Origin of the sequence: Streptomyces sp. NPDC127177, assembly GCF_042672475.1 — a bacterium.
In the GTDB taxonomy this organism is placed as follows: Bacteria; Actinomycetota; Actinomycetes; order Streptomycetales; family Streptomycetaceae; genus Streptomyces.
Genome location: NZ_JBHXUW010000027.1, coordinates 48,185 through 73,024 on the forward strand (window position 1 = coordinate 48,185; position 24,840 = coordinate 73,024).

Consider the following 24,840-nt stretch of genomic DNA (forward strand, 5'->3'; position numbering starts at 1 on the left):
CATGAACGGAGGCGGGAATGCGATCCACGGTGTCGGACAGCTCCGGAATCCCGGAGAACGGGGCGAACCCCGAGGTCGGAGCGGAGCGGTACGGGCAACTCCCGGTACGGGAGTGGGCCGCACCGGAACACGGCCGCGAGGCGGTGGCGCGGGCGGATGCGCCGCCTTCGGCCACCGGCGCGGAAGTGCCGGATCCGGGTGAGCCGGTGGGTGCGGGCGCGGGTACGGGTGCGGCGGCCGGGGGGTACGACTGGTCCGTCTCCGGCGCGGCTCGCGGTGGCGGTCCGGTGGCGTCTTCCGCCCCGGACTCCGTGGTCGATCTGGTGCTCGACCTGATGCCGGGCGAGGGAGACCGAGGCGCCGCCTTCGGCGCGACCTCGGCCTCGGTGTCGGTTTCCGGCACGGCACCGCAGCCGGCGCGACCCGCCGCCGAAGCGGTCGCCGAAGCCGCCGTGCGGACGGGCGGTGTCGATCTGCTGCCCGCTCCCACGGCGGAGAGGCACGCGGTCGAATCCGCGCCGGAGGATGAGGACGGGGTGCCGGACCGCGCGTCGGATGCGCAGGCCGGTGCGGCGGACGTCGCGCCGCAAGCGGAGGCGGACGTGACGACTGCCGCCGCCCCGACCGCCTACGCCACGACCGCCTACGCCACGACCGCCGCGGCGCCCGAGGTGCTTGCGGCGTCCGCGGCACTCGACGTCGAACCCGCCGCGCGCGAGGCCGAGCCCGCGCCCGGGCCCGCACCGGAGATCGCACACGCCTCCGTACCCGGGCCCCCGCCCGAGTCGGCGCGCGAAGCCCTCGCCGAAGAACCGGAGGACGGTCTGTTCCTCCCCGGCCCGGACGACGACGCACCGGGCACCGGCCACGGATTCGTCCCGGGCCCCGGCCCCGGCGGCGCGCTCGCCCCGGTCCGCCGGGAGGCCGGGCCCTCCCTCTCGCTGTCCTTCGGCGGCGCCGACACCGGGGAACCGCGCACCGAGGTACGGGTGGACACCGGCCGGCACCACTCGGTCATCGCCAACGAGCGCACCGCCTCCATCCCCGTACACCTGCTCTTCCGTGACGATCCCGAGGACGCCACGGACGCCGCCGCACTCCCGGCCGCGGTCGTACGAAGGGATGCCGATGACGAGCGGACAGCCGGGTTCCGGCGGCCGCCGGTGCCACGCTCTCCGCAGGTGCGGCCCTCGACCCGGCCCGCGCCGGTCGGCGACCCGCGGCTCCACGAGAGGCCGGGCCCCGCACTGCCCGGCTGGGCCGCGCTGCTCGCCGGCCTCGGCGGGATCGCCGCCGCGGGCGGGGTCCTGTGGTGGGCCGGCGCGCTGCCCGCCGGGGCGCTGTCCCGGATCGGGCTCGGCCCGCGTCCGTACGACGGCATCGGCCTCGGGGTCTGGGCGGCGCTCGCGCTGCTGCTGACCGTGGTGCTCTTCGCGCTCGGCGGTCTGACCCGTGGCAGGGTCGGGTACGCCTGGGTGCTCACGCTCTTCGGCAGGTACCGCGGCAGTGTGCGGCGGACCGGGCTGATGTGGGTGAGCCCGCTGCTGCTGCGCCGCAGGGTCGACGTACGGCTGCGGCACTGGCGCAGTGAACCGCTGCCGGCGATGGACGCGAACGGTACGGCGCTGCGGGTCGTCGTCCTCGTCGTGTGGCGGGTCAAGGACACCGTGCGCGCCGCGCTGGGGGTCGCCGATCACGAGGAGTACCTGCGGGAACAGGTCGAGGCGGCGATGGCGAGGGTCCTCTCGCAACTGCCCGCCGACGCCTTCCACGAGGACGCCCACACCCTGCGCAACGCGGAGGCGGTCGGCGACGCGCTGACCCGGATGCTGATGGCGGACTGCGAGCCGGTCGGCATCGAGGTGTACTCCGCGCAGCCGACCGGGATCGAGTACGCGCCCGAGGTCGCCGCGGCCATGCAGCGGCGCCGGATCGCGGCCATCGACGCCAAGCACCGCGACAGCGTGCTGACTTCGGTGGTGGACGCGGTGGACGACACCGTCAACCGGCTCACCGCCCGAGGGCTCGTGGAGCTCGACGACTACGAACGGAAGTCTCTGGTAAAGGACTTGACCGTTGCCTTCTACACCGGACGCGGTGGCGGGGACAGCGCCTGAGGCGGCTCGGGAGGGGTTTCGCGGGGGACCGGATTCCGACTCACATTGGTCTGGACATGTTCATGATCCGTCAATAATCTAGGACTTGGTCTAGACCGCACGGAACGCGCGCAGCAGTGCTCATGGAACCTCCCCCACGTATCCGAGGAGCTACAGCCATGCGTAAGAGGACGAGTGCGGCCCTGGTCGGCCTTGCGGTAGCGGGCGTCTCGATGTTCGCCACCAGCAGTGCCGGCAGCCACGGCTACACGGACAACCCCATCAGCCGCCAGAAGCTCTGCGCCAACGGCACCGTGACCGGCTGCGGCAACATCCAGTGGGAGCCGCAGAGCGTCGAGGGTCCCAAGGGATTCCCGGCGGCCGGTCCCGCCGACGGGGCGATCTGCTCCGGCGGTCACGGTGAGTTCGCCCAGCTCGACGACCCGCGTGGCGGCAACTGGCCCGCCACCAACGTCACCGCGGGTCAGGGCTTCAGCTTCCGCTGGCAGTTCACCGCGAGACACGCCACGACGGACTTCCGCTACTACATCACCAAGAACGGCTGGGACCCCACCAAGCCGCTCAAGCGGTCCGACCTGGAGGCGCAGCCCTTCATGACGGTGCCGTACAACAACCAGCAGCCCCCGGCCACGCTGACCCAGCAGGGCACCATCCCCACCCAGAAGACCGGGAAGCACATCATCCTGAGCGTCTGGAACATCGCGGACACGGCCAACGCGTTCTACGCGTGCTCCGATGTTCAGTTCTGACGCTTAGTCAGTTACCGTGCGGCGCCATGAGGAGCGCAGGCACCGTCGCGGAGCTCGTACAGCGCCAATGGGGCGACCACCGGCCCGGGCTGAGGCACGAGAACACCGTCCTCAGCCACCACCAGGTCGCCTCGGGCGCTGCCGCACGGGCCGCGCTCCTGGCGGATCTGCTGCCGGCGGGCAGCGAACCGCACCTCGGGGTGCTGCTCGACAACACCCCCGAATTCCCTCTGTGGTTGAGCGCGGCGGCCCTGGCGGGGGCCGCCGTCGCAGGTATCAACCCCACCCGGCGCGGCGCCGAACTGGCCCGCGACATCCTGCACACCGAATGCCGGGTACTGATCACCGAGCGCGCCCATCTCCCGCTGCTCGACGGCCTGGAGCTGCCGGGCGTACGGGTGCTGGTCACCGGCACCGAGGAGTACGCCGAACTGCTCGCCCCCTATGCCGGTGCCGAACCGGGCGACACGGTCCTCGCCGTCCCCGGGCCCGGGACCCGGATGCTGCTCTACTTCACCTCGGGCTCCACCGGCGCCCCCAAGGCCGCCGTCTGCACCCAGGGCCGGCTCGCCGCGGCCGGCCGGTCGCTCGTCGACCACTTCGGCGTCCGGCGCGAGGACGTCCACTACATCTGCATGCCGATGTTCCACGGCAACGCGGTGATCGCCGACTGGGCGCCCGCGCTGGCCGGGGGCGCCGCCGTGGCCCTGCGCCGCCGTTTCTCGGCCTCCGGCTTCCTCGACGACGTACGCGCGCACGGGGCCACGTACTTCACCTATGTCGGCCGGGCCGTTCAGTATCTGCTGGCCACCCCCGAGCGCCCCGACGACCGGGAACACCCGCTGCGCATCGGCTTCGGCACGGAGGCGGGCGCGGTGGACGCGGCGCGCTTCCGGGAGCGGTTCGGGGTGCGGCTGGTGGAGGGATACGGCTCCTCGGAGGGCGGCGCCGCGATCCAGCGGACCCCGGACACCCCACCCGGCGCCATCGGCCGGGCGGCGGACCGCGACGACCTCGCAGTCGTCGACCCGTCGAGCGGCCGCGAGCGGGTCGCCGCGGTCTTCGACGAGGGCGGAAGACTGCTGAACGGCGCCGCCGCGATAGGGGAGTTGGTCAACCGGGGCCGCACCCCCTTCGAGGGCTACTGGCGCAACGAGGAGGCGGAGGCGGCCCGGGTGCGCGGCGGCTGGTACTGGACCGGCGACCTCTTCTTCCGCGACCCCGACGGCTTCCTCTACTTCGCGGGCCGTACGGAGGACCGGCTGCGGGTCGACAGCGAGAACCTGGCCGCCGCGATGATCGAGAACATCCTCGCCCGGTGGGCCGACGCGGCGGCCGTGGCGGTCTACGCGGTGCCCGACCCCGTCGCCGGGGACCAGGTCATGGCGGCACTGGCGCTGCGCGAAGGGGCCCGGTTCGATCCGGCCGCCTTCGCCGCGTTCCTCCGGGACCAGCCCGACCTGGGGACGAAGATGGCACCCCGGTTCGTGCGGATCGTCTCCTCGATGCCGGTGACGGCGACGAACAAGGTGCACCGGGCCGGGCTGCGCCTGGCGGGGTTCTGGTCCGGGACCGCTGTGTGGCGGCGGGGCCAGGAGGGTGTGTACGTACCGTTCGGGGAACCACAACTTACGGCCCTCACAGCGGAGTTCGAGGAGCACGGCCGGGCCGGACTGCTGTCATCGGACAGCGGAGGGGCCTGAGAGGACCACCCGCCGCAGGTGCGTCGCCGCCAGTACCGCCCCCGTCAGCAGGAGCAGCGCTCCCGCCACCGACGCGTACTGCATGCTGTGCACGAAGGCCTCCCGGCCGACCGCGATCAGCGAACCGTCTCCGGTGGAGAGCGCCCCCGGCAAGGTCTTGCGGGCCACGTCGGGCGCCGAGGACGGCATGTCCGCCGTGTAGACCGCGGTCGCCACCGCACCGAGCAGTGCCATCCCCATCGCGCCGCCGAACTCCTGCCCGGTCTCCAGCAGGGAGGCGGCCGAACTGGCCTTCTCCGGAGGGCTGGTGGACAGGGCCAGGTCCGAGACGAGCGCCATCACGGTCACGATGCCGCTGCTCATCACGGCCGAGCCGACGAGCAGCACCCACAGGGAGTCCGTACCGGACAGGGCGAGGACTCCGAATCCGGCCGCCGCGATGACGAAGCCGGCGCAGATGACGTGGCTGCGTTGGGTCCGCTGGGCGACGGCCGTGGCCGCGGGGGCCGCGGCGCCGACCGCCAGTGACGGCGCCAGACTCCACAGCGAGGCCTCCATCGTGCTCATGCCGAGCACCGACTGCAGGTACTGGGTGGTGAAGAAGGCGGAGCCCATCATGGCGAACGCGGCGAGGGCGTTGAGCCCGATCCCGGCGGCGAAACCGCGGCCGCGGAACAGATCCCGGCTGATCATCGCGTCCGTGCGGCTGCGCTGCCGGCGGACGAAGATCCATCCGATGACGAGCCCGGCGACGATGATGAGCCCGTTGCGCAGGTCCACGCCGTGGGCGGCGGTCTCCTTGACCCCGTAGACGACCGGCAGCACCGAGCCCATGGACAGCGGCACGCTCAGGAAGTCGAAGCGCCCCGGAGCGGGGTCCTTGAACTCCGGCACCAGCACCGGTACCAGGACCAGCAGCAGCACCATCGCCGGCACGTTGATCAGGAAGACCGAACCCCACCAGAAGTGCTCCAGCATGACGCCGCTGAGCACCGAGCCGAGCGCGATCCCGCCCGCCATGGCGCCCGACCAGATGCCGATGGCCCGGCTGCGCTGCGCTTCGTCACGGAACATGTTCCGTACCAGGCCCATCGTGGACGGCATCAGCGTCGCACCGCCGATCCCGAGCAGGGCGCGGGCCGCGATCAGCATCTCGGGGCTGGAGGCGTAGGCGGCGCCGACCGAGGCCGTGCTGAAGGCGAAGGCGCCGATCATCAGCAGCTTGCGCCGCCCGATCCGGTCGCCGAGCGCGCCCATCGTGATGAGCAGACCGGCCAGCGCGAAGGCGTACACATCGAAGATCCAGAGCTGCTGGGTGGCGCTGGGCGCGAGGTCCCGGTCGATGGACGGGATCGCGAAGAAGAGGACGGACACGTCCATGGAGACGAGGAGGAGGGGGAGCAGCAGGACCACGAAGGCGGTCCACTCCCTGCGGCCGGCCATCTCACCGGGTGCGGTGGCGGTGCTCGTAGGCGTTGTCATGACAGGGAATATACGAACGTTTAAAACAGCTGTCTAGTACGACTGTGTAAAACGCCTGTATGGATCTGAGGGCAGCACAAAACACACGAGGCGGTCTCCGTTGAACGGAGACCGCCTCGTGTGCTGTCTGTGCGCCGCCAGGGACTCGAACCCCGGACCCGCTGATTAAGAGTCAGCTGCTCTAACCAACTGAGCTAGCGGCGCCTGCTGACTCGAAAATAATACCTGGTCCCCAGGGGTGCCGATGACATGTGTCCGACCGCCCTCCGGGCCGGTTGCCGACGCCCTGCGCCTCGCCCTCTTTCAGAGAAAGTCATTTTCTTTCGTAAGTGATCTTCATTTTTGCGTTGAGCTTTGTAGGCTGGGGCCGTGACGAAACGACGACTCTCCCAGGTGGCCGAGTTCGCTGGTGTCAGCGAGGCGACGGTCAGCCGCGTCCTCAACGGCAGTCAGGACGTGGCGAGCACGACCCGCGACGCGGTGCTGAGCGCGCTGGACGTGTGCGGCATCGAACGGCCGCTGCGCTACCGCGCGCCGCGCGCCGCACTGATCGGTCTTGTCGTGCCCGACCTCCAGAACCCGATCTTCTCCGCCTTCGCCGAGGCCCTGTGCGGACTGCTCAACAAGCGCGGACTGATACCCGTGCTCTGCACCCGGACGGCCGACGGGGTCTCCGAGGCGCACTACATCGAGATGCTGCTGGACCAGAACATCGGCGGCATCGTCTTCATCGGCGCCAGCTACGCCGACGCCGGCCCCGAGCACGGCCGCGCGCTGCGCGAGCGCAAGGTGCCGATGGTGCTGCTCAATGCGGCGGACGAGAACCTGGGCGTCGCCCAGGTCCGGGTGGATGACGCCCTGGCCGCCGAGCAGGCCCTGAACCACCTCGCCTCCCTGGGGCACGAGCGGATCGGGATGATCCTGGGGCCGGTGGGGCATGTCCCGTCGGCCCGGAAGCTGGCCGGCTACGCGGCGTTCTGCAGCCGCCGCGGCGGCGCCCCGGACGAGTGGCGGAGGCTGGTGGCGCACGCGCTGTTCACCATGGAGGGCGGGGCCACCGCGCTGCCCCGGCTGCTCGCCGAAGGGGTCACCGGCATCGTTTGCGCCAGTGACGCGCTGGCGCTCGGCGCGGTGCGGGGCGCCCGCCGCCACGGGCTCTCGGTGCCGAAGGAGCTCTCGGTTGTGGGCTTCGACGATTCCCCGTTCATGGTGGCCACCGAGCCGCCGCTGACCACGTCCAGGCAGCCCATCCAGGCCATGGCGACGGCCGCCGTCGCGGCGCTGATGGCGCAGATCGACGGCCATGCCAGTGCAAACGAACTGATGATGTTCGACACCGAGCTGATCGTCCGGGGCTCCACGGCGGCCCGTCCGCACTGAGCACCTTCGCGTTACCGTCGAAGGTCAAGAACATTACTTTCTTGCGTAGATGCATTGACTTCTTGCGTAACCGGCTTCTACCTTCAGCGCAGCTTCAAGCGCTCGGGGACCGACAGCCCCGCGGTTCACCCAGGAAGGCACGATTCGCATGGATGGCTTGTCCGGCATCAGCAGGCGTCAGGTTCTCGGTTCGGCGACGGCCGTCGCCCTGTCCCTCGCTCTCACCGCCTGCGGTGGCTCCGCCTCCTCGTCCTCCGGCGTGGACAAGAACGGCGTGGTCACGATCAGCGTCAACGGAATGCCGGCCAAGACCCAGCCGGTCGACCGCAAGAACTTCATGGAGGACGTCAAGGCCTTCGAGAAGAGCCACCCGAAGATCAGGATCGACGCCCGCGAGGGCCAGATGGACCCGAAGACCTTCGCGGCGAAACTCGCGGGCGGCCAGCTGGAGGACGTCTACTACGTCTACTTCACCGACCCCGCGGGGCTGATCGAACGGCGACAGGCCGCCGACATCAGCAAGTACATCGCCGACGTGCCGTTCGCCAAGGACATCGACCCGGCCCTGCTCAAGGTCTTCAAGGACGCCGACGGCAAGACGTACGGCCTGCCCACCGGCAACTACTCGCTCGGGCTGCTCTACAACCGCGCCCTGTTCAAGAAGGCCGGCCTCGACCCCGACAAGCCGCCGGCCGACTGGGACGAGGTCCGCACCGCCGCCAAGAAGATCAGCGCACTCGGCGACGGCACGGTCGGATACGCCGACTACAGCAAGAACAACCAGGGCGGCTGGCACCTCACCTCGTGGATCTACTCCATGGGCGGCGAGGTCGCGACACAGCAGAACGGCAAGTGGAAGGCGGCCTTCGACAGCGAGGCCGGGCACAAGACCCTCCAGGCGCTGCACGACATGCGCTGGACCGACAACAGCATGGGCACCCGCCAGCTGCTGGAGATAGCCGACGTCCAGAAGATGATGGGCTCCGGCAAGCTCGGGATGTACATGGCGGGGCCCGACAACATCCCCACCATCGTCAAGCAGTTCGAACGCGGCTACGACGACTACGGCCTGGCCGCGATGCCGGGTACGGCCACGCTCGGCGGCGGCGACGGGTTCATGTTCAATCCGAAGGCCTCCCCGGAGAAGATCAAGGCCGGTCTCACCTGGGTGCAGTGGAAGTACCTGCGCAGCCCCGAGCGGGAGGCAGTCGACAGCAAGCGGGCCAAGAAGGACGGCGTGCCGATCGGACTGCCGCAGCCCCGGCTGTTCGCAGGTGACACCCAGGCCGAGATCGACCGGATCCACGCCCAGTACGCCAACACCCCGGTCAAGAACTACCAGCCGTTCGTCGACCGCAACGCCCAGGTGACGACCAAGGTCGAGCCGCCCAACGCCCAGCAGCTCTACACCGTGCTCGACGGCGTCATGCAGTCCGTGCTGACGAAGAAGGACGCGGACATCGACGCGCTCCTGACCGAAGCGGCGAAGAAGGCCGACACCATCCTCGCCTCGGTGAAGTGACCATGACCGTGTCGCCGCTCTCCTCCGCCGTGGCGAAGAGCACCGGCCGGGAACAGCGGGACCCGGCACCCGCCGGGCCCCCGGCCCCGGCCCGTACCGCCGGCGCTGCCGGTCCCGGCGGCTCCCGGCTGGGGCGCAGGATCCGCGAGAACCTCGTCGCGTACCTCTTCCTCGCCGCCGGTGTGCTCTGCTTCGCCCTGTTCTCCTGGTACCCCATCGTCCGCGGCGTCCTGCTCGGCTTCCAGCAGGTCACCTTCGCCCAGCCCGCCCAGTGGGTCGGACTGGACAACTTCCAGCGGCTGTTCGACGACCCCGTCTTCCTCACCGCCTGGAAGAACACCGGCTACTTCACCCTGCTCGCCCTGGTCTTCGGCTTCGCGGCCCCGTTCGCCACCGCCGTCGTCCTGAACGAGCTCCGGCACGGCCGCTCGTACCTTCGGATGACCGTGTACCTGCCGGTCATGCTGCCGTCCATCGTCACCATGCTGCTGTGGCGCTGGTTCTACGACCCGGGCCCCGGCCTCTTCAACAACGTCCTGGAGGTCCTCCACCTCCCCGGCCAGCAGTGGCTGGAGTCGGAGAACCTCGCCATGGTCTCCCTGGTCCTCGTCTCCACCTGGGCCAACATGGGCACCACCACCCTCATCTACCTGGCGGCGCTCGGCGGCATCCCCGGCGAGCTGTACGAGGCGGCGGAGCTGGACGGGGCGTCCATCCGGCAGCGGCTGTGGCACGTCACCATCCCGCAGATGCGCTTCATCCTGATGATCACGCTGCTGCTCCAGGTCATCGGGACGATGCAGGTCTTCGTCGAGCCCTTCGTGCTCACCGGCGGCGGCCCCGACGACGCCACCGTCACCGTGCTCCTGCTGCTCTACCGCTACGCCTTCGTCTACAACGACTTCGGCCTGGCCAGCGCCATGAGCACGCTGCTGTTCGTGGTGCTCGGACTCTTCGCGGGCGTCTACCTGCGCCTGACCCGGACCAAGGGCTGAGAGGAACCGTCATGCAGGCCGAAACCCCCGTACGCACCCTGATCGCACCCGCCGAGATGAACCGCCGCACCGGCAGGTTCCTCTACCGCTTCGTGCTGGTCCTGACCCTGATCGGCTTCACGCTCACCTTCGTCTTTCCGCTGTACTGGATGGCGACCGGCGCGATGAAGTCGTCCGCCGAACTCGCCGACTCCACGCCCACGCTGCTCCCGCAGAGCTGGCACCCCGAGAGCTACGCCGACGCCTGGACCAACGTCGGGCTCGGGCACTACTTCCTCAACACCCTGGTCCTCGCCCTCGGCGCCTGGCTCACCCAGCTGCTCGTCGACGTCTCCGCCGCGTACGCGCTGTCCAAGCTGCGGCCACTGCTGGGCAACGTGGTCCTCGGCATGATGCTGGCCTCGCTGATGCTGCCGGTGTCGGCGCTGCTCGTCCCGATGTACCTGACCGTCGTCGACGTACCGCTCTTCCACGTCAACCTGCTCAACACCCCGTTCGCGGTCTGGCTGCCCGCCGCCGCCAACGCCTTCAACATCTTCATCCTGAAGCGGTTCTTCGACCAGATTCCCGCCGAACTCCTCGACTCGGCGCGGATCGACGGCGCCGGCACGCTCAGGATCCTGCTCTCCGTCGTCCTGCCCCTGTCACGCCCGGTCCTCGCCGTCGTCTCGATCTTCGCGGTCGTCGCCGTGTGGAAGGACTTCCTCTGGCCGATGCTCGTCCTCCCCGACGAGGCACGGCAGCCGATCACCGTGGCCCTCAACCGGCTGTCGGAGTTCATGCCCGCCAACCAGCTGCTGGCCGGCATGGCCATGGCCGCCGCACCCCTGCTCGTTCTCTTCCTGATCTTCCAGCGCCACATCATCGCGGGCCTCACCGCGGGCAGCCTCAAGGGCTGACCTCACCCCCCCCACAGGAAGGACACACAGTCGTGTCTCCTGCACCAAGAAAGCGCTCCCACACCCACCCCCACCCCCGCCTCCACAGCCTGCGGACCGTACTGCCGCTGCTCCTGTCGATGCTCGGAGTCCTGCTGTACGGGGCGACGGCGACGTCGGCCGCGTACGCCGCAGGCACCGCGCTCGAAGCGGAGTCCGCACAGCTGTCCGGCGGAGCCGCCGTCTCCACCGAGCACCCCGGCTACACCGGCGGCGGCTTCGTCGGCGGCTTCACCGACGCCAACAAGGGTTCCGCCTCCGTCGCGTTCACCGTCGGCTCCGAAGCGGCCGGCGCCGGATCCATAGCCATCCGGTACGCCAACGGCACCACGGCCACGATGACCCTCAGCCTGTACGTCAACGGCGACAAGGTCCGCCAGGTGAGTCTGGCCGCCACCGCGGACTGGGACACCTGGGCCACCCAGGAGGAGGCGGTCACCTACCGGGCGGGCGCCAACACCGTCGCCCTGACGTTCACCGCGGCGGACAGCGGCAACGTCAACGTCGACAGCGCCACCCCGGCCACCCCCAGCACCCCCACGGACCCGGGCCCCACCACCCTGACCCACCAGGCCGAGGACGCCTTCGTCTCCGGCGGCGCCGCGAAGGCCACCACCGCCACCGGCTACGAGGGCAGCGCCTACCTCTCCGGCCTCACCGCGGCGGGAGCCCGCGCGGTCTTCTCCGTCCGCGCACCCGAGGCAGCCACCTACCCCCTGGCCGTCCGCTACCGCACCGCCGGGACCGGCGACGCCACCGTCACGCTCCTCGCCAACGGCACCACCGTCCGCCGTCTCACCCTGCCCGGCACCGGCGGCGCCTGGGCCACCGCCGACACCGACGTGCCGCTGCGCGCCGCGCTCAACAGCGTCACCCTGCGCACCGCGTCCGGTGACAACGGCGACTACCAGCTCGACGGCATCGGCGTCACCGGCTCCACCCCCGCCGCGGCCCGGGGCGCCTCGCTCCCGTACACCGCCTACGAGGCCGAGGACGGCGACACCAACGCCACCACCACCGGCCCCGACCGCACCTACCTCACCGTCCCGTCCGAGGCGTCCGGCCGCAAGGCCGTCGTCCTCGACGCCACCGGCGACTACGTGCAGTTCACCCTGACGAAGCCCGCCAACGCGCTGACCCTGCGCTACTCCCTGCCGGACAACGCGGAAGGCACCGGCACCAATGCCTCGCTGAGCGTGTACGCCGACGGCACCGAGCTGAAGAACCTCGACCTCAGCTCCAAGTACAGCTGGGTCTACGGCGCCTACCCCTACAACAACGACCCCTCCCAGGGCTCCGGCCACCACTTCTTCGACGAGACCCGCACCCTGCTCCCCGGTGAGCTCCCGGCCGGCACCGTGCTGAGGTTCCAGAAGGACGCGGACGACACCGCCGCCTCCTACACCCTGGACCTCGTGGAGACCGAGACGGCCCCGGCCGCGCTCACCATGCCGGACGGATTCGTCTCCGCCACCACGCTCGGCGTCACCCCGGACGACGGGACGGACGACACCTCCGCCCTCAACACCGCGCTCTCCACCGCCACCTCGCAGGGCAAGGGGCTCTGGCTGCCCTCCGGTACGTACGACATCTCCGGACACATCGACCTCGCCGGGGCCGATCTGCGCGGCACCGGCCAGTGGCACACCGTGCTGCGCGGCAAGAACGGCAAGGGCGGCCTCTTCGGCCGCGGCGGCACCAGCAACGTCCAGGACCTGATGATCGCCGGTGACGTCTCCTACCGGGACGACGCCAACTTCGACGCCGCGATCGAGGGCGACTTCGGCAACGGCTCGACCCTGCAGAACATCTGGATCGAGCACACCAAGGTCGGCCTCTGGATCGACGCCCCCACCACCGGCCTCCTCGCCACCGGACTCCGCATCCGCGACACCTTCGCGGACGGCGTCAACCTCCACAAGGGGACCGCGGGCAGCGAGGTCTCGCAGTCCAGCATCCGCAACACCGGCGACGACGGACTCGCGATGTTCTCCGAGAACGAGGCCGTCACGGACTGCGCGTTCCGCTTCAACACCGTGCAGCTCCCGCTGCTCGCCAACACCGTCGGCATCTACGGCGGCCACGCCAACCAGGTCGAGGACAACCTCCTCGCCGACACGGTCACCGGCGCCTCCGGCATCGCCATCAGCAGCAGGTTCGCCCCCGTGCCGTTCAGCGGCACCACCTCGGTCCAGCGCAACACCCTGACCCGGACCGGCGGTTACGAACCCAACTGGGACAGCAAGCTCGGCGCGCTGTGGATCTACGCCGACTCCTCCGACATCACAGCGCCGGTCGAGCTGAAGGACAACGACGTCCTCGACAGCACCTACAGCGGTCTGCTCATCAGCTGGGAGAAGAACGTCGCCGCCCTGACCGTCGACGGTCTGAAGATCGACAAGGCCGGCTCGTACGGCATCGAGATCGACTCCGCGGGAGCCGGGGCCTTCTCCGGCGTCACCGTCAGCGGCGCCACCGACGGCGGGCTCTCGCTCGCGGGCGGCTTCGCGATCACCCGAGGCACCGGCAACACCGGCTGGTAGCCCCGTCCGGTGCGGGGCGGGCCGCCCCTGACGGCGCCCGCCCCGCACCACCCCTTTACCGAGCAAGGAGTCTCAGTGACCCACTGGTGGCGGCACGCCGCGATCTACCAGATCTACGTACGCAGCTTCGCGGACGGCAACGGGGACGGCACCGGCGACCTCGCCGGAGTCCGCAGCCGGCTGCCGTATCTGCGTGAACTCGGCGTAAACGCCCTGTGGTTCAACCCGTGGTACGCCTCGCCGATGGCCGACGGCGGCTACGACGTCGCCGACTACCGCGACATCGACCCGCTCTTCGGCACCCTCGCCGAGGCCGAGCGGCTGATCACCGAGGCGCACGGACACGGGCTTCGGGTACTCGTCGACCTCGTGCCCAACCACTGCTCCGACCAGCACGCGTGGTTCCGCGCCGCGCTCGCCGCCGGCCCCGGATCGCCGGAGCGCGAACGCTTCTGGTTCGTCCCCGGCCGGGGCGCGGACGGTGAACTCCCGCCCAACGACTGGACGTCGTACTTCGGCGGCAGCGCGTGGACGCGGGTCACCGAGGCGGACGGCAGCGCCGGGCCCTGGTACCTGCACATGTTCGCGCCCGAACAGCCCGACCTGAACTGGGAACACCCCGAGGTGCGGGCCGAGTTCGAGGACATCCTGCGGTTCTGGCTGGACCGGGGGGTCGACGGCTTCCGGATCGACGTCGCCCACGGGCTGGCCAAGAAGCCCGGACTGCCCGACGTGGGCCCGGACCCCGACGTCACCGACCTCCCCTACCAGGACTGCGACGCCGTCCACGACATCTACCGGTCCTGGCGCAAGATCCTCGACTCGTACGACGGGGAGCGGGTGTTCGTCGGCGAGGTCTGGCTGCCGTCCGCCGAGCAGACCGCCCGCTATCTGCGCGCCGACGAGCTGCACTCAGCCTTCAACTTCGACTTCCTGTGCTGTGCGTGGGACGCGGCGGCGCTGCGCGGGGTCGTCGACGCCACGTTCGCCGGGCACGCGCCGGTGGGGGCGCCGCCGACGTGGGTGCTGTCCAACCACGACACGATCCGGCACGTCACGCGGTACGGGCGCGCGGACACGTCCTTCGACATGGGGGACAAGCGGCTGCTCGACCCGAGCGACCCGGTGCTCGGCCGGCGGCGGGCGCGGGCGGCGGCGCTGCTGACGCTGGCCCTGCCGGGCGGGGTGTACGTCTACCAGGGCGACGAACTCGGTCTGCCGGAGGTCCAGGACCTGCCCGACGCGCTCATCCAGGACCCCACGTTCGTCCGCTCCGACGGCACGGACCGGGGCCGCGACGGCTGCCGCATCCCGCTGCCGTGGGAGGCGGACGCGCCCTCGCTCGGCTTCTCCCCGGCGGGTGCGGCCTCGCCGTGGCTGCCGCAGCCGGCGCACTGGTCACCGCTGAGCGTGTCGGCCCAGCGGGACGACCCGGACTCCTTCCTCACCCTGTACCGCACCGCACTCTCCCTGCGCGGTGACCGCCTCACGGCTCTCCCGGAATCCCTGACCTGGGTGGACGCGGGTCCGGACACGGTCTGCTTCGACCGTGCGGATTCCTTCCGCTGCGTGGTGAACCTGGGTGCGGATCCGGTGCGGCTGCCGGTGGGGGCGCGGGTGCTCCTGTCCAGCACGGGGCTGGACGACCCGTCGCTGCTGCCGTGCGACACGGCGGTGTGGCTGGAGCTGTAGGGAGCACGGGAGAGGTGCCATCGAGCGCCGGACCGGCTTGATTCTGCCCGCACCGGCAGAACCCGGCCCGTCCGGCGTTCGAGGACGCGGACCGGCCGGGGGCGCCCGGGTGCTACAGGGCCAGGGACAGGAGTACCGGAGCCGCCCGCCGGTTCAACGTGTCCGCCGCCTCGCGCAAGCGATACGCGTCCTCGACCGGCAGCGAAAGCGCCAGGCACCCCGCCGAAGCCCCCGCGGTCAACGGCACCGCAGCGCACACCGTACCGACCGCGTACTCCTGGAGATCGAGCACCGGAACCGTCGCCGGCTGGCTGTCCAGCTTGGAGAAGAGGACCTTCTCGCTCGTGATGGTCCGCGACGTCAGCCGGGCCGGTTTGTGCCGGGAGATGTGGTCGCGGCGCCCGTTCTGGTCCAGCTGGGTCAGCAGGCACTTGCCGATCGCCGACGCGTGCGCCGCGGACCGGAAGTCCACCCACTCGTTGACCGCGGGTGTAGCGGGGCCGTCGGCGTACTGGGTGACCCGGATCTCGCCGTCCACGTACCGGCTGATGTAGATCGCCGCACCGACCGAGTCCCGCAGCTGCACCAATGCCTGCTGGAGCCGCGCCTCGACGGCCTGTCTGCGTGCGGCCCCGGAGCCGAGCAGCAGCAACGAGGCGCCGATCACATACGCCCCGTCGGTGATCTGCTCGACGTATCCCTCGCGGCGCAGCATCAGCAGGAGGGAGGCGAGGTGCCCCACGGGCAGTCCCGTCTCCCGGGCGATCTGGGTGTCCGTCACACCGTTGCCGTGCTTGGAGACCGTCTCCAGAACACGGAGTGCGTACTGCACCGAGTGGAACGGCGCGGTCGGTTCGGGCTTCAACGCCACGGTTTCCCCCTACCAGGTTGTGACCGCAAGCTGTGCCCTCACGATAGCCGCCAAAGGCCTGTTCAGGGGCGGGTGTTGACGACTCGGTGGTGCGCCCCGACGCTGCTGGCTGGGGCGCACCCGTCTGGCATATGCCAGTGTCATGAGCGGGCGGGGGATTCCGAGGTCACAGCACCGCGTTGAGGAATTCGCGCGTACGTTCGTGCTCGGGGTCCGTGAAGATTTTCTCCGGCGAACCCGACTCCACGACCCGCCCGGCGTCGAACATCAGCACCTTCTCCGAGACGTCGCGGGCGAAGTTCATCTCGTGGGTCACGCAGAGCATGGTGATGTCGGTGTTGCGGGCGATGTCGCTCAGCAGCTCCAGTACGCCCGCCACCAGTTCCGGGTCGAGCGCCGACGTCACCTCGTCCAGGAGCAGGATCTCCGGCTCCATCGCCAGCGCCCGCGCGATCGCGACCCGCTGCTGCTGGCCGCCGGAGAGCTGGGAGGGGTGCGCGTCGATCTTCGCGGAGAGGCCGACCAGGTCGAGGAGCTCCTTGGCCCGGGTCTCCGCCTTCTCACGGTCCATGCCCAGGACGTTGACCGGCGCCTCGGTGATGTTCTGGAGCACCTTCATGTTCGGGAAGAGGTTGAACTGCTGGAAGACCATCCCGATCTTCTTCCGGGCCTCGCGCAGATGCTTCTCGGACGCCGGCTTCAGCGAGCCGTCCGCCGCCTGCATGTGCGTCAGCGGGTCGCCGTTGATGCGGATCACACCGTCGCTGACCTTCTCCAGCGTCATCAGCAGCCGCAGGATCGTGGTCTTGCCGGAGCCGCTGGGCCCGATGAGTGTGACGTGCTCGCCGCGCTCCACCGAGAAGTCGAGCTGGTCCAGGACGACATGGTCGCCGTACTGCTTGACGACCTTGTCGAAGCGGACCAGCGGGTGCCCGTTGTCGTTGGAGGCGGGGACCGGCACGACGTCCTGGGGCGCCGTGGCCGCGGTCTTGTCCAGGGGGTGGGGTTCAGTGGCCAAGGCGCTTCTCCAGCTTTCTCATCAGCAGTGAGGTCGGGTAGCTCGCGACCAGGAAGATCAGGCCGGCGAGCGTGAACACCTCGGTGTACACGAAGTGGTCGGCACCGTACTCACGGGCTTTGAAGACCATCTCCTGCACCGTGATCACGGCGAGGAACGGGGTCTCCTTGAACATCAGGATCGCGTAGTTGCCCAGGGCGGGCAGTACGTTGCGCACCGCCTGCGGCAGGATGACTGCCTGCCAGGTCCGCCGGGGCGACATGGACAGCGCCCGGCAGGCCTCCCACTGGCCCTTCGGCACGCTGTCGATGCCGGCGCGGTACACCTCGGAGGTGTACGTCGCGTAGTGGATGCCCAGCACCACGATGCCGACGTACAGCGGCTCCACCGAGCTGAACACCGCGGCAGCGCCGACGAGTTGGATCAGCAGTGGAGTGGAGCGGATGAACTCCATCACCACCTTCACCGGCACGGTCACGAACCGGCTCGGGGCCCGTCCGGCGATCGCGATCACCAGCCCGAGCACCGCGGCGACCGCGATGCCCAGCACGGTGGCCAGCAAGGTGATCCTGAACCCCTGCAGGAGCAGGGGCAGGGCCTCGCCGACGGCGTCCCACTTGAATCCCTCGTTCACCGGGCACCTCCAGCGGCGGCGGCGGTCACGGCGCTACGGGACTTCAGCAGGCTGCCCCCGCCGGTCTCCAGGCCGAGGCGCCGTTTGGCGGACCGCTCCAGCAGGTTCATCAGCAGGGTCAGGGCGTACGCGATCACGAAGTAGCAGACCAGCAGGGTCAGATACGCGACGAGGGTCTCACCCGTGCGGCTGCGCAGCTTCTCGACCGCGGTCATCAGATCGGCCGCCGAGATGAGCCACAGCAGTGGCGTGCACTTCAGCAGCTGGATCAGGAGGTTGGTGAGCGAGGGGAGCATCTGCACCCACGCCTGCGGCATGATCACCTTGCGCATCCGGTGCAGCGGCGTCATGTTCAGCGCGACCGCGGCCTCGTACTGGGCACGCGGCACGGAGTTGATCGCCCCGCGCACCACCTCGGCGCCGTACGCACCGTAGTTGAGTCCGAAGGCGATGACGCCGCAGAGCAGCGGCGACAGCTCGTACCCCGTCAGCGGTGGCATCGCGTAGTAGAACCAGAACAGCTGGACGTACAGCGAGGTGCCGCGGAAGAACTCCACGACGACGCGCGAGACGCCGCGCGCCAGCAGCTTCCTGCTGATCGACATCAGGCCGAGGACGAACGCCAGCACCAGGGCCAGCAGCGCGCCCAGGATCGTGGCCTCCAGCGTCACCCACAGGCCCGAGCGCAACTGTGGGAGGTCGTCCATGAAGGCGGAGAAGAAATCACTCATGCGGTGGGTTCCGTCCCTGTCAGCCCTTGCACAGATCGGCCGTCTTCAGGGTGGCCGGCGGGAGCTCGGTGGCCCCGAAGCCGTAGTCCTGGAGCAGGCTCACATAGCGCGACTTGTCGGAGACGATCTTCTTCAGCTCGCGGTTGAAGGCGTCCCGCAGGTCCTCGTTGCCCTTGCGGAAGACGGCGCCGCCGGGGCTGTACTGCTTCTGCCCCTTGAGCTCCGGCAGGAAGGCCTCGGTGACCTCGGTGCCCGAGTTGGTCTTGGCGAGCCAGCGCAGCGAGATGCCGGTCAGCAGGAACGCGTCGACCCGGCCGCCCTTGACCGCGTCCGCGCCGTCCTGCGGCTTCTGCAGCGTCTTGATCTTGTCCTTGGAGATGCCGGCGCCCTCGGCGTACGAGCCCTCGACCGCACCCGCCATCACACCGATGGTGATCCCGGCCGCCTTCGCGGACGCCAGGTCGGTGATCTTCTTCGGGTTGCCCTTCTTCACCATCATCGCGGTCGGCGAGATGAACTCGGGCTCCGAGAAGAGGGCGTTGGCGCAGCGCTCGGGGGTGATCGCCATACCGGCGCTGACCACGTCGTACTTCTTGGCCTGCAGGCCCGGGATCAGCCCGTCCCACTCGGAGAGGGTGGGCCGCAGTTCGTCGACACCCAGCGCCTTGAAGATCTCCCGGTGCAGGGTGGGCGCCTCGCCCTTGAGCTGCTTGCCCTCCATGTAGCCGTACGGGGCCTCATCCGCGTACGCGACCCGGACGAAGCCCTGCTTACGGAGCTTCTCGAGAGCACCCTCGCCGTCCGCGGAGTCGGCGCCGGTCTTGCTGCAAGCGGTGAGCAGGCCGGGAACGACGAGCAGACCGCCCACGGCTGCCGATCGGTTGAGAAAGCCCCGGCGGGACAGGTTAGGGAAGTCAGCCATGGTTCGCAGTCTCCTGAAAGGGGTCGAACAGTCCGGACAGGGTGAACGCCTGCCCGCTCCTGTGCGTCTATGCAGGACGAAGTCGCATGTAATCGAACGGTGGCCGGAGGGTGACCTTCCCGTGTCCGACGGTGGGCGGAGTGCAACGGCCCGCGTGCGCTGCGTATCGCCTTGCGTACTACACCGCATGACGGAGCGTTATCGGTAAATGTCCGTAATGGTGTGGTGAAGTCGGCATCGGGCGGACCGGGTTGGTTTCACCCGGCCGTGTCCGCCCCGGGGACGTGGCCGAGGCGCTTGTCCACCACGTTCGGCAACGGCTGCCCGGACGCCCACCGTTCGTACATCGCGACGAACTGCTCGGCCAGCCGGTCGCGCCAGCCCACCGTGTCACCGCTCATGTGCGGCGACACGATCAGACCGGGCGCGTCCCAGAGCGGGCTCTGCGGGCCGAGCGGCTCCCGCTCGAACACATCGAGCGCCGCACCCGCGATCCACCGCTTGCGCAGCGCGTCGACGAGATCGTCCTCGACGACCATCGGGCCGCGCCCCACATTGATGAACCGGGCCGACGGCTGCATCAGTCCGAAGAACCGGGCGTCGAACATCCCGTGCGTCCGGGGGGTCAGCGGCGCCGCGCAGATCACCCAGTCGGCCCCCGCCGCCAGCCGGTCCAGATCCTGCGCGCCGTGGATGGTGCGCCGGGCCGTCCGCCCCACCAGGGCCACCTCGACACCCAGCGACATCAGCAGCCGGGTGATCGCCCGCCCGATCGGCCCCGCGCCGACGACCACGGCCCGCGAGCCCGCGACGGGGATGCTCTCGCGGTGGTTCCACCGCCGTCGGCTCTGGAGATCCAGCGTGCCGGGGAGGTCCTTCGCGAACGCCAGCACCAGCCCGGCCACGTACTCGGCGATCGGCTGCTCGAAGACGCCCCGGGCGTTCGTCACCACCGTGTCGCACTCCACCAGCTCCGGACAGAGCAGCCGGTCCACGCCCGCGCTCGCCGTATGCACCCAGGCGGGGCGCGGCCCGGCACCCGGCCAGGCCTCCCGCACCGCGTCGGACGTGAAGTCCCAGACGAGCAGGACGTCGGCCGACGGGAGCCGCGCGGCGAGGCCGGCCCCGTCGGTATGACGGACCCGGACCTGTCCGGCCAGCCGGCCGAGCCGGGGCGGCGGATCGGCGTCCAGGACGAGCAGGACGGGCTCCGGCATGGGGGACCGTTCCTCCCGCGTCGGCCGATATGGGCTCTGGCCCCACGCTCGCAGCCGCTCCCGCGCCCGTCAACAGGTCGGAGCGATGACCGGGGCGGATGGGGGAATACTTGGACAGAGGCGGGGGAGTTTCGGAAGACAGCCGGACAGCCGGACAGCCGGACAGCCGGACAGCCGGACAGCCGGACAGTCGGCCGAATCAGCAGCCGGCGCACAGGAAGGGTGGACATGACGACCGTCGGATTCCTCTACCCGGGCCATTTCGCGGAGGACGACTACCCGCGGATGGAGATCCTGCTCGACAGCACCATCAGACTCGTCGTGAACCACACCGAATGCCCCGACGACGCCTACCGCGAGGACGCCCTGCGGGAGCTGGGCGCCCCCGGTCGGCTGGCGGCCGGCGCCGAGGAACTGCAGCGGTCCGGGGTCGAGTCGGTCGTCTGGGCCTGCGACGGCGGCAGTTTCCTGTACGGACCGCAGGGCGCGCACGCCCAGGCCGCCGCCGTGGCCCGCGCGCTGGGCGTGCCCGTCTCCAGCACCTCGGTCGGTTTCGTCCACGCGGTACGGAAGCTGGGCGCCGCCCGGGTCGCCGTCGCCGCCACCTACCCCGAGGACATCGCCGCGGGCTTCACCGCGTTCCTGGAGGCCGAGGGCGTCGAGGTGGCCGCCACCCGCGCGGCCGGGGTCACCACGGCCGCCGAGGCCGCCGCGTGGAGCCCGGAACAGGTCGCGGAGCTGGCAGCCGCGGCCGACCACCCGGACGCGGACGTCGTCCTGCTGCCCGACACCGCCCTGCACACCGTCGGCCATCTGGCGGAGCTCGAGGAGCTGCTCGGCAAGCCGGTCCTCACCGCGAACCAGGTGAGCGTCCGGGAGGCCCTGCGCCTGGCCGACCGCCCCGCCTGGGCGTCACGGCTCGGCGAGCTCTTCGCCGCCCGCGAATCCCCGCCCGCGCCCGCCGCGCCGTCATCGGGACGGAGCGTCTGGGGCAGTGGCCGCAAGTACGCCCACGGCGGCAACACGCATGGCGGAGGAGGCTCCCGGGAATAAACGGAGTCCACCTCCTGTTGGTTCTCTCCGGACGTACGAGGGATATACGAGCACCACCGGAGAGGTCAGGACGTGGACGAGATTCGAGGCGACGAGATCCGTGGCAAGGCGGAGGGAACGGCACCCGTTCCGCTGTCCGTGCTCGATCTGGTGACCGTGGGCCAGGGCCGCACCGCGAGCCAGGCCCTGCGGACCGGGGTCGAGATCGCGCGGCTCGCCGAGCGGCGCGGCTTCCACCGCTACTGGGTCGCCGAGCACCACTCCATGCCCGGCGTCGCCTCCTCCTCACCGGCCGTGATCCTGGCCCACACCGCCGCGCACACCGAACGCATCCGGCTCGGCTCCGGCGGAGTCATGCTGCCCAACCACGCCCCGCTCGTCATCGCCGAACAGTTCGGCACGCTGGAGGCCATGGCCCCCGGCCGCGTCGACCTCGGCCTCGGCCGCGCCCCCGGCACGGACGGTGCGACCGCGGCCGCCCTGCGGCGCACCGACCGGCTCAACGAGGGGGCCGACGATTTCCCGCAGCAGCTCGCCGAGCTGACCCGCTTCCTGGACGACGACTTCCCCGACGGTCATCCCTACGCCCGCATCCACGCGGTCCCCGGCCCCGTCCAGGCCACCTCCGAGGGTGGCGTCCAGTCCCCGGGCCGCCCGCCCCTGTGGCTGCTCGGCTCCTCCGGCTTCAGCGCCAGGCTGGCCGGCATGCTCGGGCTGCCCTTCGCCTTCGCGCACCACTTCTCGGCCCAGAACACCATTCCGGCCCTCGAGCTGTACCGCGAGTCCTTCAAGCCGTCCGCGGTGCTCGACGCCCCGTACGCCCTGATCGGCGTCGCCGCCCTCGCCGCCGAGGACGAACGCGAGGCGCGCCGCCAGGTACTGACCGGCGCCCTGTCGATGCTCCGCCTGCGCTCCGGCCGCCCCGGCCTGGTCCCGACGCCCGAGGAGGCGGAGGCGTACGCCTTCACCCCGTTGGAGCGCGAGTTCGTCGACAGCTGGCTCGTCAACATCGTCCACGGCACCCCGGACGAGGTCCGCACCGGCCTGGACGACCTGGCCAAGCGCACCGGCGCCGACGAACTGATGATCACCGCCAACGCACACGGCGGTGAGGCCCGCCTCCGCAGCTACGGACTCATCGCGGACGCCTACGGTCTGCCGGGGGCCTGACCCGGACGCCGGGCTGACCGTCCGCGGCGGCGGCCCCCGCCCCCGCCTCAGGCCTCCAGCGCCCGCGCGCCGATCAGTTCCGCGATCCGCTCCGGGGCGACCGCGCGGGAGTAGAGCCAGCCCTGCCCGGTGTCGCAGCCGATCCGGCGCAGCCGTTCCGCCTGGCCGGCCGTCTCCACGCACTCCGCGGTGACGGTCAGGCCAAGGCGGTGTGCGAGCTGGATCATTGCCTCGACGATCGTCTCGTCGGCGGGGCTGGGGTGCGTGCCGTCCTCGTAGCGGAATCCGCGTACGAAGGCGCCGTCCAGCTTCAGTACGGAGACCGGCAGGCGGCTCAGGTAGGCGAGGTTGGAGTAGCCGGTGCCGAAGTCGTCGATGGCGATACGGACGCCCATGTCGCTGAGCGACTGGAGGGCCTGGAGCGGCCGGCCCGCCGAACCCATCACCGCGGACTCGGTCAGTTCCAGCTGGAGCAGCGCCGGGTCGAGACCGGTCTCCGCGAGGATCTCCGCCACATCGGTGACCAGGTCGGAGTCCCAGACCTGGCGGACCGCGACATTGACGCTGATGAACAGCGGCGGCTCCGCCGGGTGGTCGAGCTGCCAGCGCCGGGCCTGCCGGCAGGCCGACCGCAGCACCCACCGCCCGAGCTGCACGATCGAGCCGTCCTCCTCGGCGATCGCGACGAACCGATTCGGCGAGAGCATGCCGAACTGGGGGTGGTTCCAGCGGACCAGCGCCTCGACCCCGCGTACGACCCCGTCGGCCATGCCGACCAACGGCTGGTACTCGATGGTGAACTCGCCGCGTTCGACGGCCGGCCGGAGGTTGGACGAGAGGGCCTGGCGGGTCATCCGGTGGGCGTTGCGCTCCGGGTCGAAGAGGGTCCAGCGGGCCTTCCCGTCGGCCTTCGCCCAGTACAGCGTCGTGTCGGCGGCCTGCATGAGGCCCGTGGCGGACGTGCCGGCCACGGGCCGCTCCACCACGCCGATCGACGCCGAGACGGAGAGCCGCTGTCCGGCCAGGTCGAAGGGGGTCTGGAGGGCGGTGAGCACCGCACGGGCCAAGTCGGTCAGCTGCTGCGTGCCGGTGGACTCCTCGACCAGGATCGCGAACTCGTCCCCGCCCAGGCGCGCGACCAGCGGGGCGCCGGTCGGGCGGGAGGCCTCCTGATCGGCGCAGTCGGTGAGCCGGGCGGCGACGGCGGCGAGCAGCCGGTCACCGATGCGGTGGCCCAGGGTGTCGTTGACGGCCTTGAAGCCGTCCAGGTCGAGGTAGACGAGCCCGATCCGGCCGCGTCCGGGAAGGGTGTCGTCCTGGTACGGCGGGGTCTCCAGGACGGCCGACAACCGCTCGAAGAACAGCGTCCGGTTGGGCAGTCTGGTCACCGGGTCGTGCATCTGGAGGTGGCGCAGCCGTTTCTGCAGCTCGCGCCGGTCGCTGACGTCCGCGACGGAGAGCAGTACCTGACCGGGCGGCGCGCAGGACTCCGGCTCCTGGGCCGGGGGCATGGGCACGACGGTGATCTCGGCCCACAGCGAGCGCCCGTCGGGGTGCTTGAGCCTGCGCGTGCAGCGGAAGCGGGACCGCCTGCCGTGCAGCACCTCGCGGTACGCGTGCCAGCCGCGGCCGTCCGCGGCGAGGTCGACCAGATCGGAGGCGGACTGCGCGGTCAGCGCCGGGGCGGCGATGCCGACCAGGGTGGACAGGGCCTCGTTCGCGGTGACGATCAGGCCCTCGTGGTCGACGACCGCCATCGGGAGCGTCGCGGCGAGGAACGCGGCCCGGTAGTCGTGCGGCCCGGATCCGGCGGCAGCTCCGACGACGGGCCATGAACCGTCACAGTCGGTGACCGATGGTCGTGCGGAAGAGGGTGCTGTGCCTGCCGGGGGCCTCGGCCCTTCGGAGGTTGCGCTCACCGTTCGCTCCCGCCATGCAGTTCTGTCCCGGACAGGTCTGGTCGGACTGGCCCGCCGCGTGGAGCGCCGTTGTGAGAGGCGGAAACCGCGCAGGAAAGCGAGGTGAAGCATAGAGGCTGGCGGCTCGGCCGTTCCAGCGCCCCGACGGTTGTGGACCGTGCGCCCGGTGTGCATGGGCCATTCG

The 24,840-nt window shown here is 70.6% G+C and carries 19 protein-coding genes and 1 tRNA gene; 11 read left to right on the forward strand and 9 right to left on the reverse strand.

Features of this window, described 5'->3' with window-relative positions; all coding sequences use genetic code 11:
- Positions 1–17: 17 nt before the first annotated feature.
- From ACFVJX_RS18435 to ACFVJX_RS18445, 3 genes are all read left to right on the forward strand, one after another.
- A complete protein-coding gene (locus ACFVJX_RS18435; protein WP_384127619.1) occupies positions 18–2,117 on the forward strand; it encodes an SPFH domain-containing protein in 2,100 nt (699 codons plus the stop codon).
- Positions 2,118–2,275: 158 nt separating this feature from the next.
- Positions 2,276–2,866, forward strand: a complete 591-nt coding sequence (locus ACFVJX_RS18440) for a lytic polysaccharide monooxygenase (RefSeq protein WP_384127621.1) — start codon at positions 2,276–2,278, stop codon at positions 2,864–2,866.
- Between the two features lie 26 nt (positions 2,867–2,892).
- Complete coding sequence (locus ACFVJX_RS18445) at positions 2,893–4,569, forward strand: AMP-binding protein (protein WP_384127623.1); 1,677 nt, start codon at positions 2,893–2,895, stop codon at positions 4,567–4,569.
- Here the strand turns inward: ACFVJX_RS18445 and ACFVJX_RS18450 are convergent.
- Positions 4,546–6,051 (reverse strand): MFS transporter, encoded by a 1,506-nt coding sequence (locus ACFVJX_RS18450; RefSeq protein ID WP_384127624.1) that lies wholly within the window; start codon positions 6,049–6,051, stop codon positions 4,546–4,548. The genes ACFVJX_RS18445 and ACFVJX_RS18450 overlap by 24 nt on opposite strands.
- A 130-nt stretch (positions 6,052–6,181) precedes the next feature.
- Positions 6,182–6,255: transfer RNA gene (locus tag ACFVJX_RS18455), tRNA-Lys, on the reverse strand.
- Between the two features lie 165 nt (positions 6,256–6,420).
- Between ACFVJX_RS18455 and ACFVJX_RS18460 the strand changes: the two genes are divergently transcribed.
- From ACFVJX_RS18460 to ACFVJX_RS18485, 6 genes are all read left to right on the forward strand, one after another.
- The gene (locus ACFVJX_RS18460) at positions 6,421–7,431 is read left to right on the forward strand and encodes a LacI family DNA-binding transcriptional regulator (protein WP_384127626.1); all 1,011 of its coding nucleotides are present in this window, start codon (positions 6,421–6,423) and stop codon (positions 7,429–7,431) included.
- A gap of 148 nt (positions 7,432–7,579) precedes the next feature.
- The gene (locus ACFVJX_RS18465) at positions 7,580–8,953 is read left to right on the forward strand and encodes an extracellular solute-binding protein (protein WP_384127627.1); all 1,374 of its coding nucleotides are present in this window, start codon (positions 7,580–7,582) and stop codon (positions 8,951–8,953) included.
- Positions 8,954–8,955: 2 nt separating this feature from the next.
- Positions 8,956–9,948: a carbohydrate ABC transporter permease gene (locus tag ACFVJX_RS18470; protein WP_384127700.1), complete on the forward strand. Its 993-nt coding sequence runs from the start codon at positions 8,956–8,958 to the stop codon at positions 9,946–9,948.
- Between the two features lie 11 nt (positions 9,949–9,959).
- Complete coding sequence (locus tag ACFVJX_RS18475) at positions 9,960–10,847, forward strand: carbohydrate ABC transporter permease (protein WP_384127629.1); 888 nt, start codon at positions 9,960–9,962, stop codon at positions 10,845–10,847.
- Between the two features lie 32 nt (positions 10,848–10,879).
- A complete protein-coding gene (locus ACFVJX_RS18480) occupies positions 10,880–13,429 on the forward strand; it encodes a CBM35 domain-containing protein (protein WP_384127631.1) in 2,550 nt (849 codons plus the stop codon).
- A 75-nt stretch (positions 13,430–13,504) separates the two neighbouring features.
- Positions 13,505–15,121, forward strand: coding sequence for an alpha-amylase family glycosyl hydrolase (locus ACFVJX_RS18485; protein ID WP_384127633.1), 1,617 nt, complete (start codon positions 13,505–13,507; stop codon positions 15,119–15,121).
- A gap of 112 nt (positions 15,122–15,233) precedes the next feature.
- Here ACFVJX_RS18485 and ACFVJX_RS18490 read toward each other — a convergent pair whose 3' ends face one another.
- From ACFVJX_RS18490 to ACFVJX_RS18515, 6 genes are all read right to left on the reverse strand, one after another.
- Complete coding sequence (locus ACFVJX_RS18490; protein ID WP_384127635.1) at positions 15,234–15,992, reverse strand: IclR family transcriptional regulator; 759 nt, start codon at positions 15,990–15,992, stop codon at positions 15,234–15,236.
- Between the two features lie 166 nt (positions 15,993–16,158).
- Positions 16,159–17,010 (reverse strand): ectoine/hydroxyectoine ABC transporter ATP-binding protein EhuA, encoded by an 852-nt coding sequence (gene ehuA / locus ACFVJX_RS18495; RefSeq protein ID WP_384127636.1) that lies wholly within the window; start codon positions 17,008–17,010, stop codon positions 16,159–16,161.
- Complete coding sequence (ehuD, locus tag ACFVJX_RS18500) at positions 17,000–17,644, reverse strand: ectoine/hydroxyectoine ABC transporter permease subunit EhuD (RefSeq protein WP_384127637.1); 645 nt, start codon at positions 17,642–17,644, stop codon at positions 17,000–17,002. The genes ehuA and ehuD overlap by 11 nt, the downstream gene beginning before the upstream one ends.
- On the reverse strand, positions 17,641–18,375 hold the full coding sequence (ehuC, locus tag ACFVJX_RS18505) for an ectoine/hydroxyectoine ABC transporter permease subunit EhuC (RefSeq protein WP_384127639.1): 735 nt from the start codon (positions 18,373–18,375) through the stop codon (positions 17,641–17,643). The genes ehuD and ehuC overlap by 4 nt, the downstream gene beginning before the upstream one ends.
- A 19-nt stretch (positions 18,376–18,394) precedes the next feature.
- Positions 18,395–19,297: an ectoine/hydroxyectoine ABC transporter substrate-binding protein EhuB gene (gene ehuB, locus ACFVJX_RS18510; RefSeq protein ID WP_384127641.1), complete on the reverse strand. Its 903-nt coding sequence runs from the start codon at positions 19,295–19,297 to the stop codon at positions 18,395–18,397.
- Between the two features lie 257 nt (positions 19,298–19,554).
- Positions 19,555–20,514 (reverse strand): D-2-hydroxyacid dehydrogenase, encoded by a 960-nt coding sequence (locus tag ACFVJX_RS18515; RefSeq protein ID WP_384127643.1) that lies wholly within the window; start codon positions 20,512–20,514, stop codon positions 19,555–19,557.
- Positions 20,515–20,742: 228 nt separating this feature from the next.
- Between ACFVJX_RS18515 and ACFVJX_RS18520 the strand changes: the two genes are divergently transcribed.
- Together ACFVJX_RS18520 and ACFVJX_RS18525 are read left to right on the forward strand one after the other, a co-directional pair.
- Positions 20,743–21,567, forward strand: a complete 825-nt coding sequence (locus tag ACFVJX_RS18520; protein WP_384127645.1) for a decarboxylase — start codon at positions 20,743–20,745, stop codon at positions 21,565–21,567.
- Positions 21,568–21,639: 72 nt separating this feature from the next.
- Positions 21,640–22,737, forward strand: a complete 1,098-nt coding sequence (locus tag ACFVJX_RS18525) for an LLM class flavin-dependent oxidoreductase (RefSeq protein WP_384127646.1) — start codon at positions 21,640–21,642, stop codon at positions 22,735–22,737.
- A gap of 47 nt (positions 22,738–22,784) precedes the next feature.
- On the opposite strand, the gene ACFVJX_RS18530 is transcribed toward ACFVJX_RS18525, so the two are convergent.
- Positions 22,785–24,656, reverse strand: a complete 1,872-nt coding sequence (locus ACFVJX_RS18530; RefSeq protein ID WP_384127648.1) for a putative bifunctional diguanylate cyclase/phosphodiesterase — start codon at positions 24,654–24,656, stop codon at positions 22,785–22,787.
- Positions 24,657–24,840 lie beyond the last annotated feature (184 nt).

Bases quoted from the DNA above. Each gene is read 5' to 3' on its own strand.
- ACFVJX_RS18435 (WP_384127619.1), top strand. From the start codon at position 18: ATGCGATCCACGGTGTCGGACAGCTCCGGAATCCCGGAGAACGGGGCG.
- ACFVJX_RS18440 (WP_384127621.1), top strand. From the start codon at position 2,276: ATGCGTAAGAGGACGAGTGCGGCCCTGGTCGGCCTTGCGGTAGCGGGC.
- ACFVJX_RS18445 (WP_384127623.1), top strand. From the start codon at position 2,893: ATGAGGAGCGCAGGCACCGTCGCGGAGCTCGTACAGCGCCAATGGGGC.
- ACFVJX_RS18450 (WP_384127624.1), bottom strand. From the start codon at position 6,051: ATGACAACGCCTACGAGCACCGCCACCGCACCCGGTGAGATGGCCGGC.
- ACFVJX_RS18465 (WP_384127627.1), top strand. From the start codon at position 7,580: ATGGATGGCTTGTCCGGCATCAGCAGGCGTCAGGTTCTCGGTTCGGCG.
- ACFVJX_RS18470 (WP_384127700.1), top strand. From the start codon at position 8,956: ATGACCGTGTCGCCGCTCTCCTCCGCCGTGGCGAAGAGCACCGGCCGG.
- ACFVJX_RS18475 (WP_384127629.1), top strand. From the start codon at position 9,960: ATGCAGGCCGAAACCCCCGTACGCACCCTGATCGCACCCGCCGAGATG.
- ehuC (WP_384127639.1), bottom strand. From the start codon at position 18,375: ATGAGTGATTTCTTCTCCGCCTTCATGGACGACCTCCCACAGTTGCGC.
- ehuB (WP_384127641.1), bottom strand. From the start codon at position 19,297: ATGGCTGACTTCCCTAACCTGTCCCGCCGGGGCTTTCTCAACCGATCG.
- ACFVJX_RS18515 (WP_384127643.1), bottom strand. From the start codon at position 20,514: ATGCCGGAGCCCGTCCTGCTCGTCCTGGACGCCGATCCGCCGCCCCGG.
- ACFVJX_RS18520 (WP_384127645.1), top strand. From the start codon at position 20,743: ATGACGACCGTCGGATTCCTCTACCCGGGCCATTTCGCGGAGGACGAC.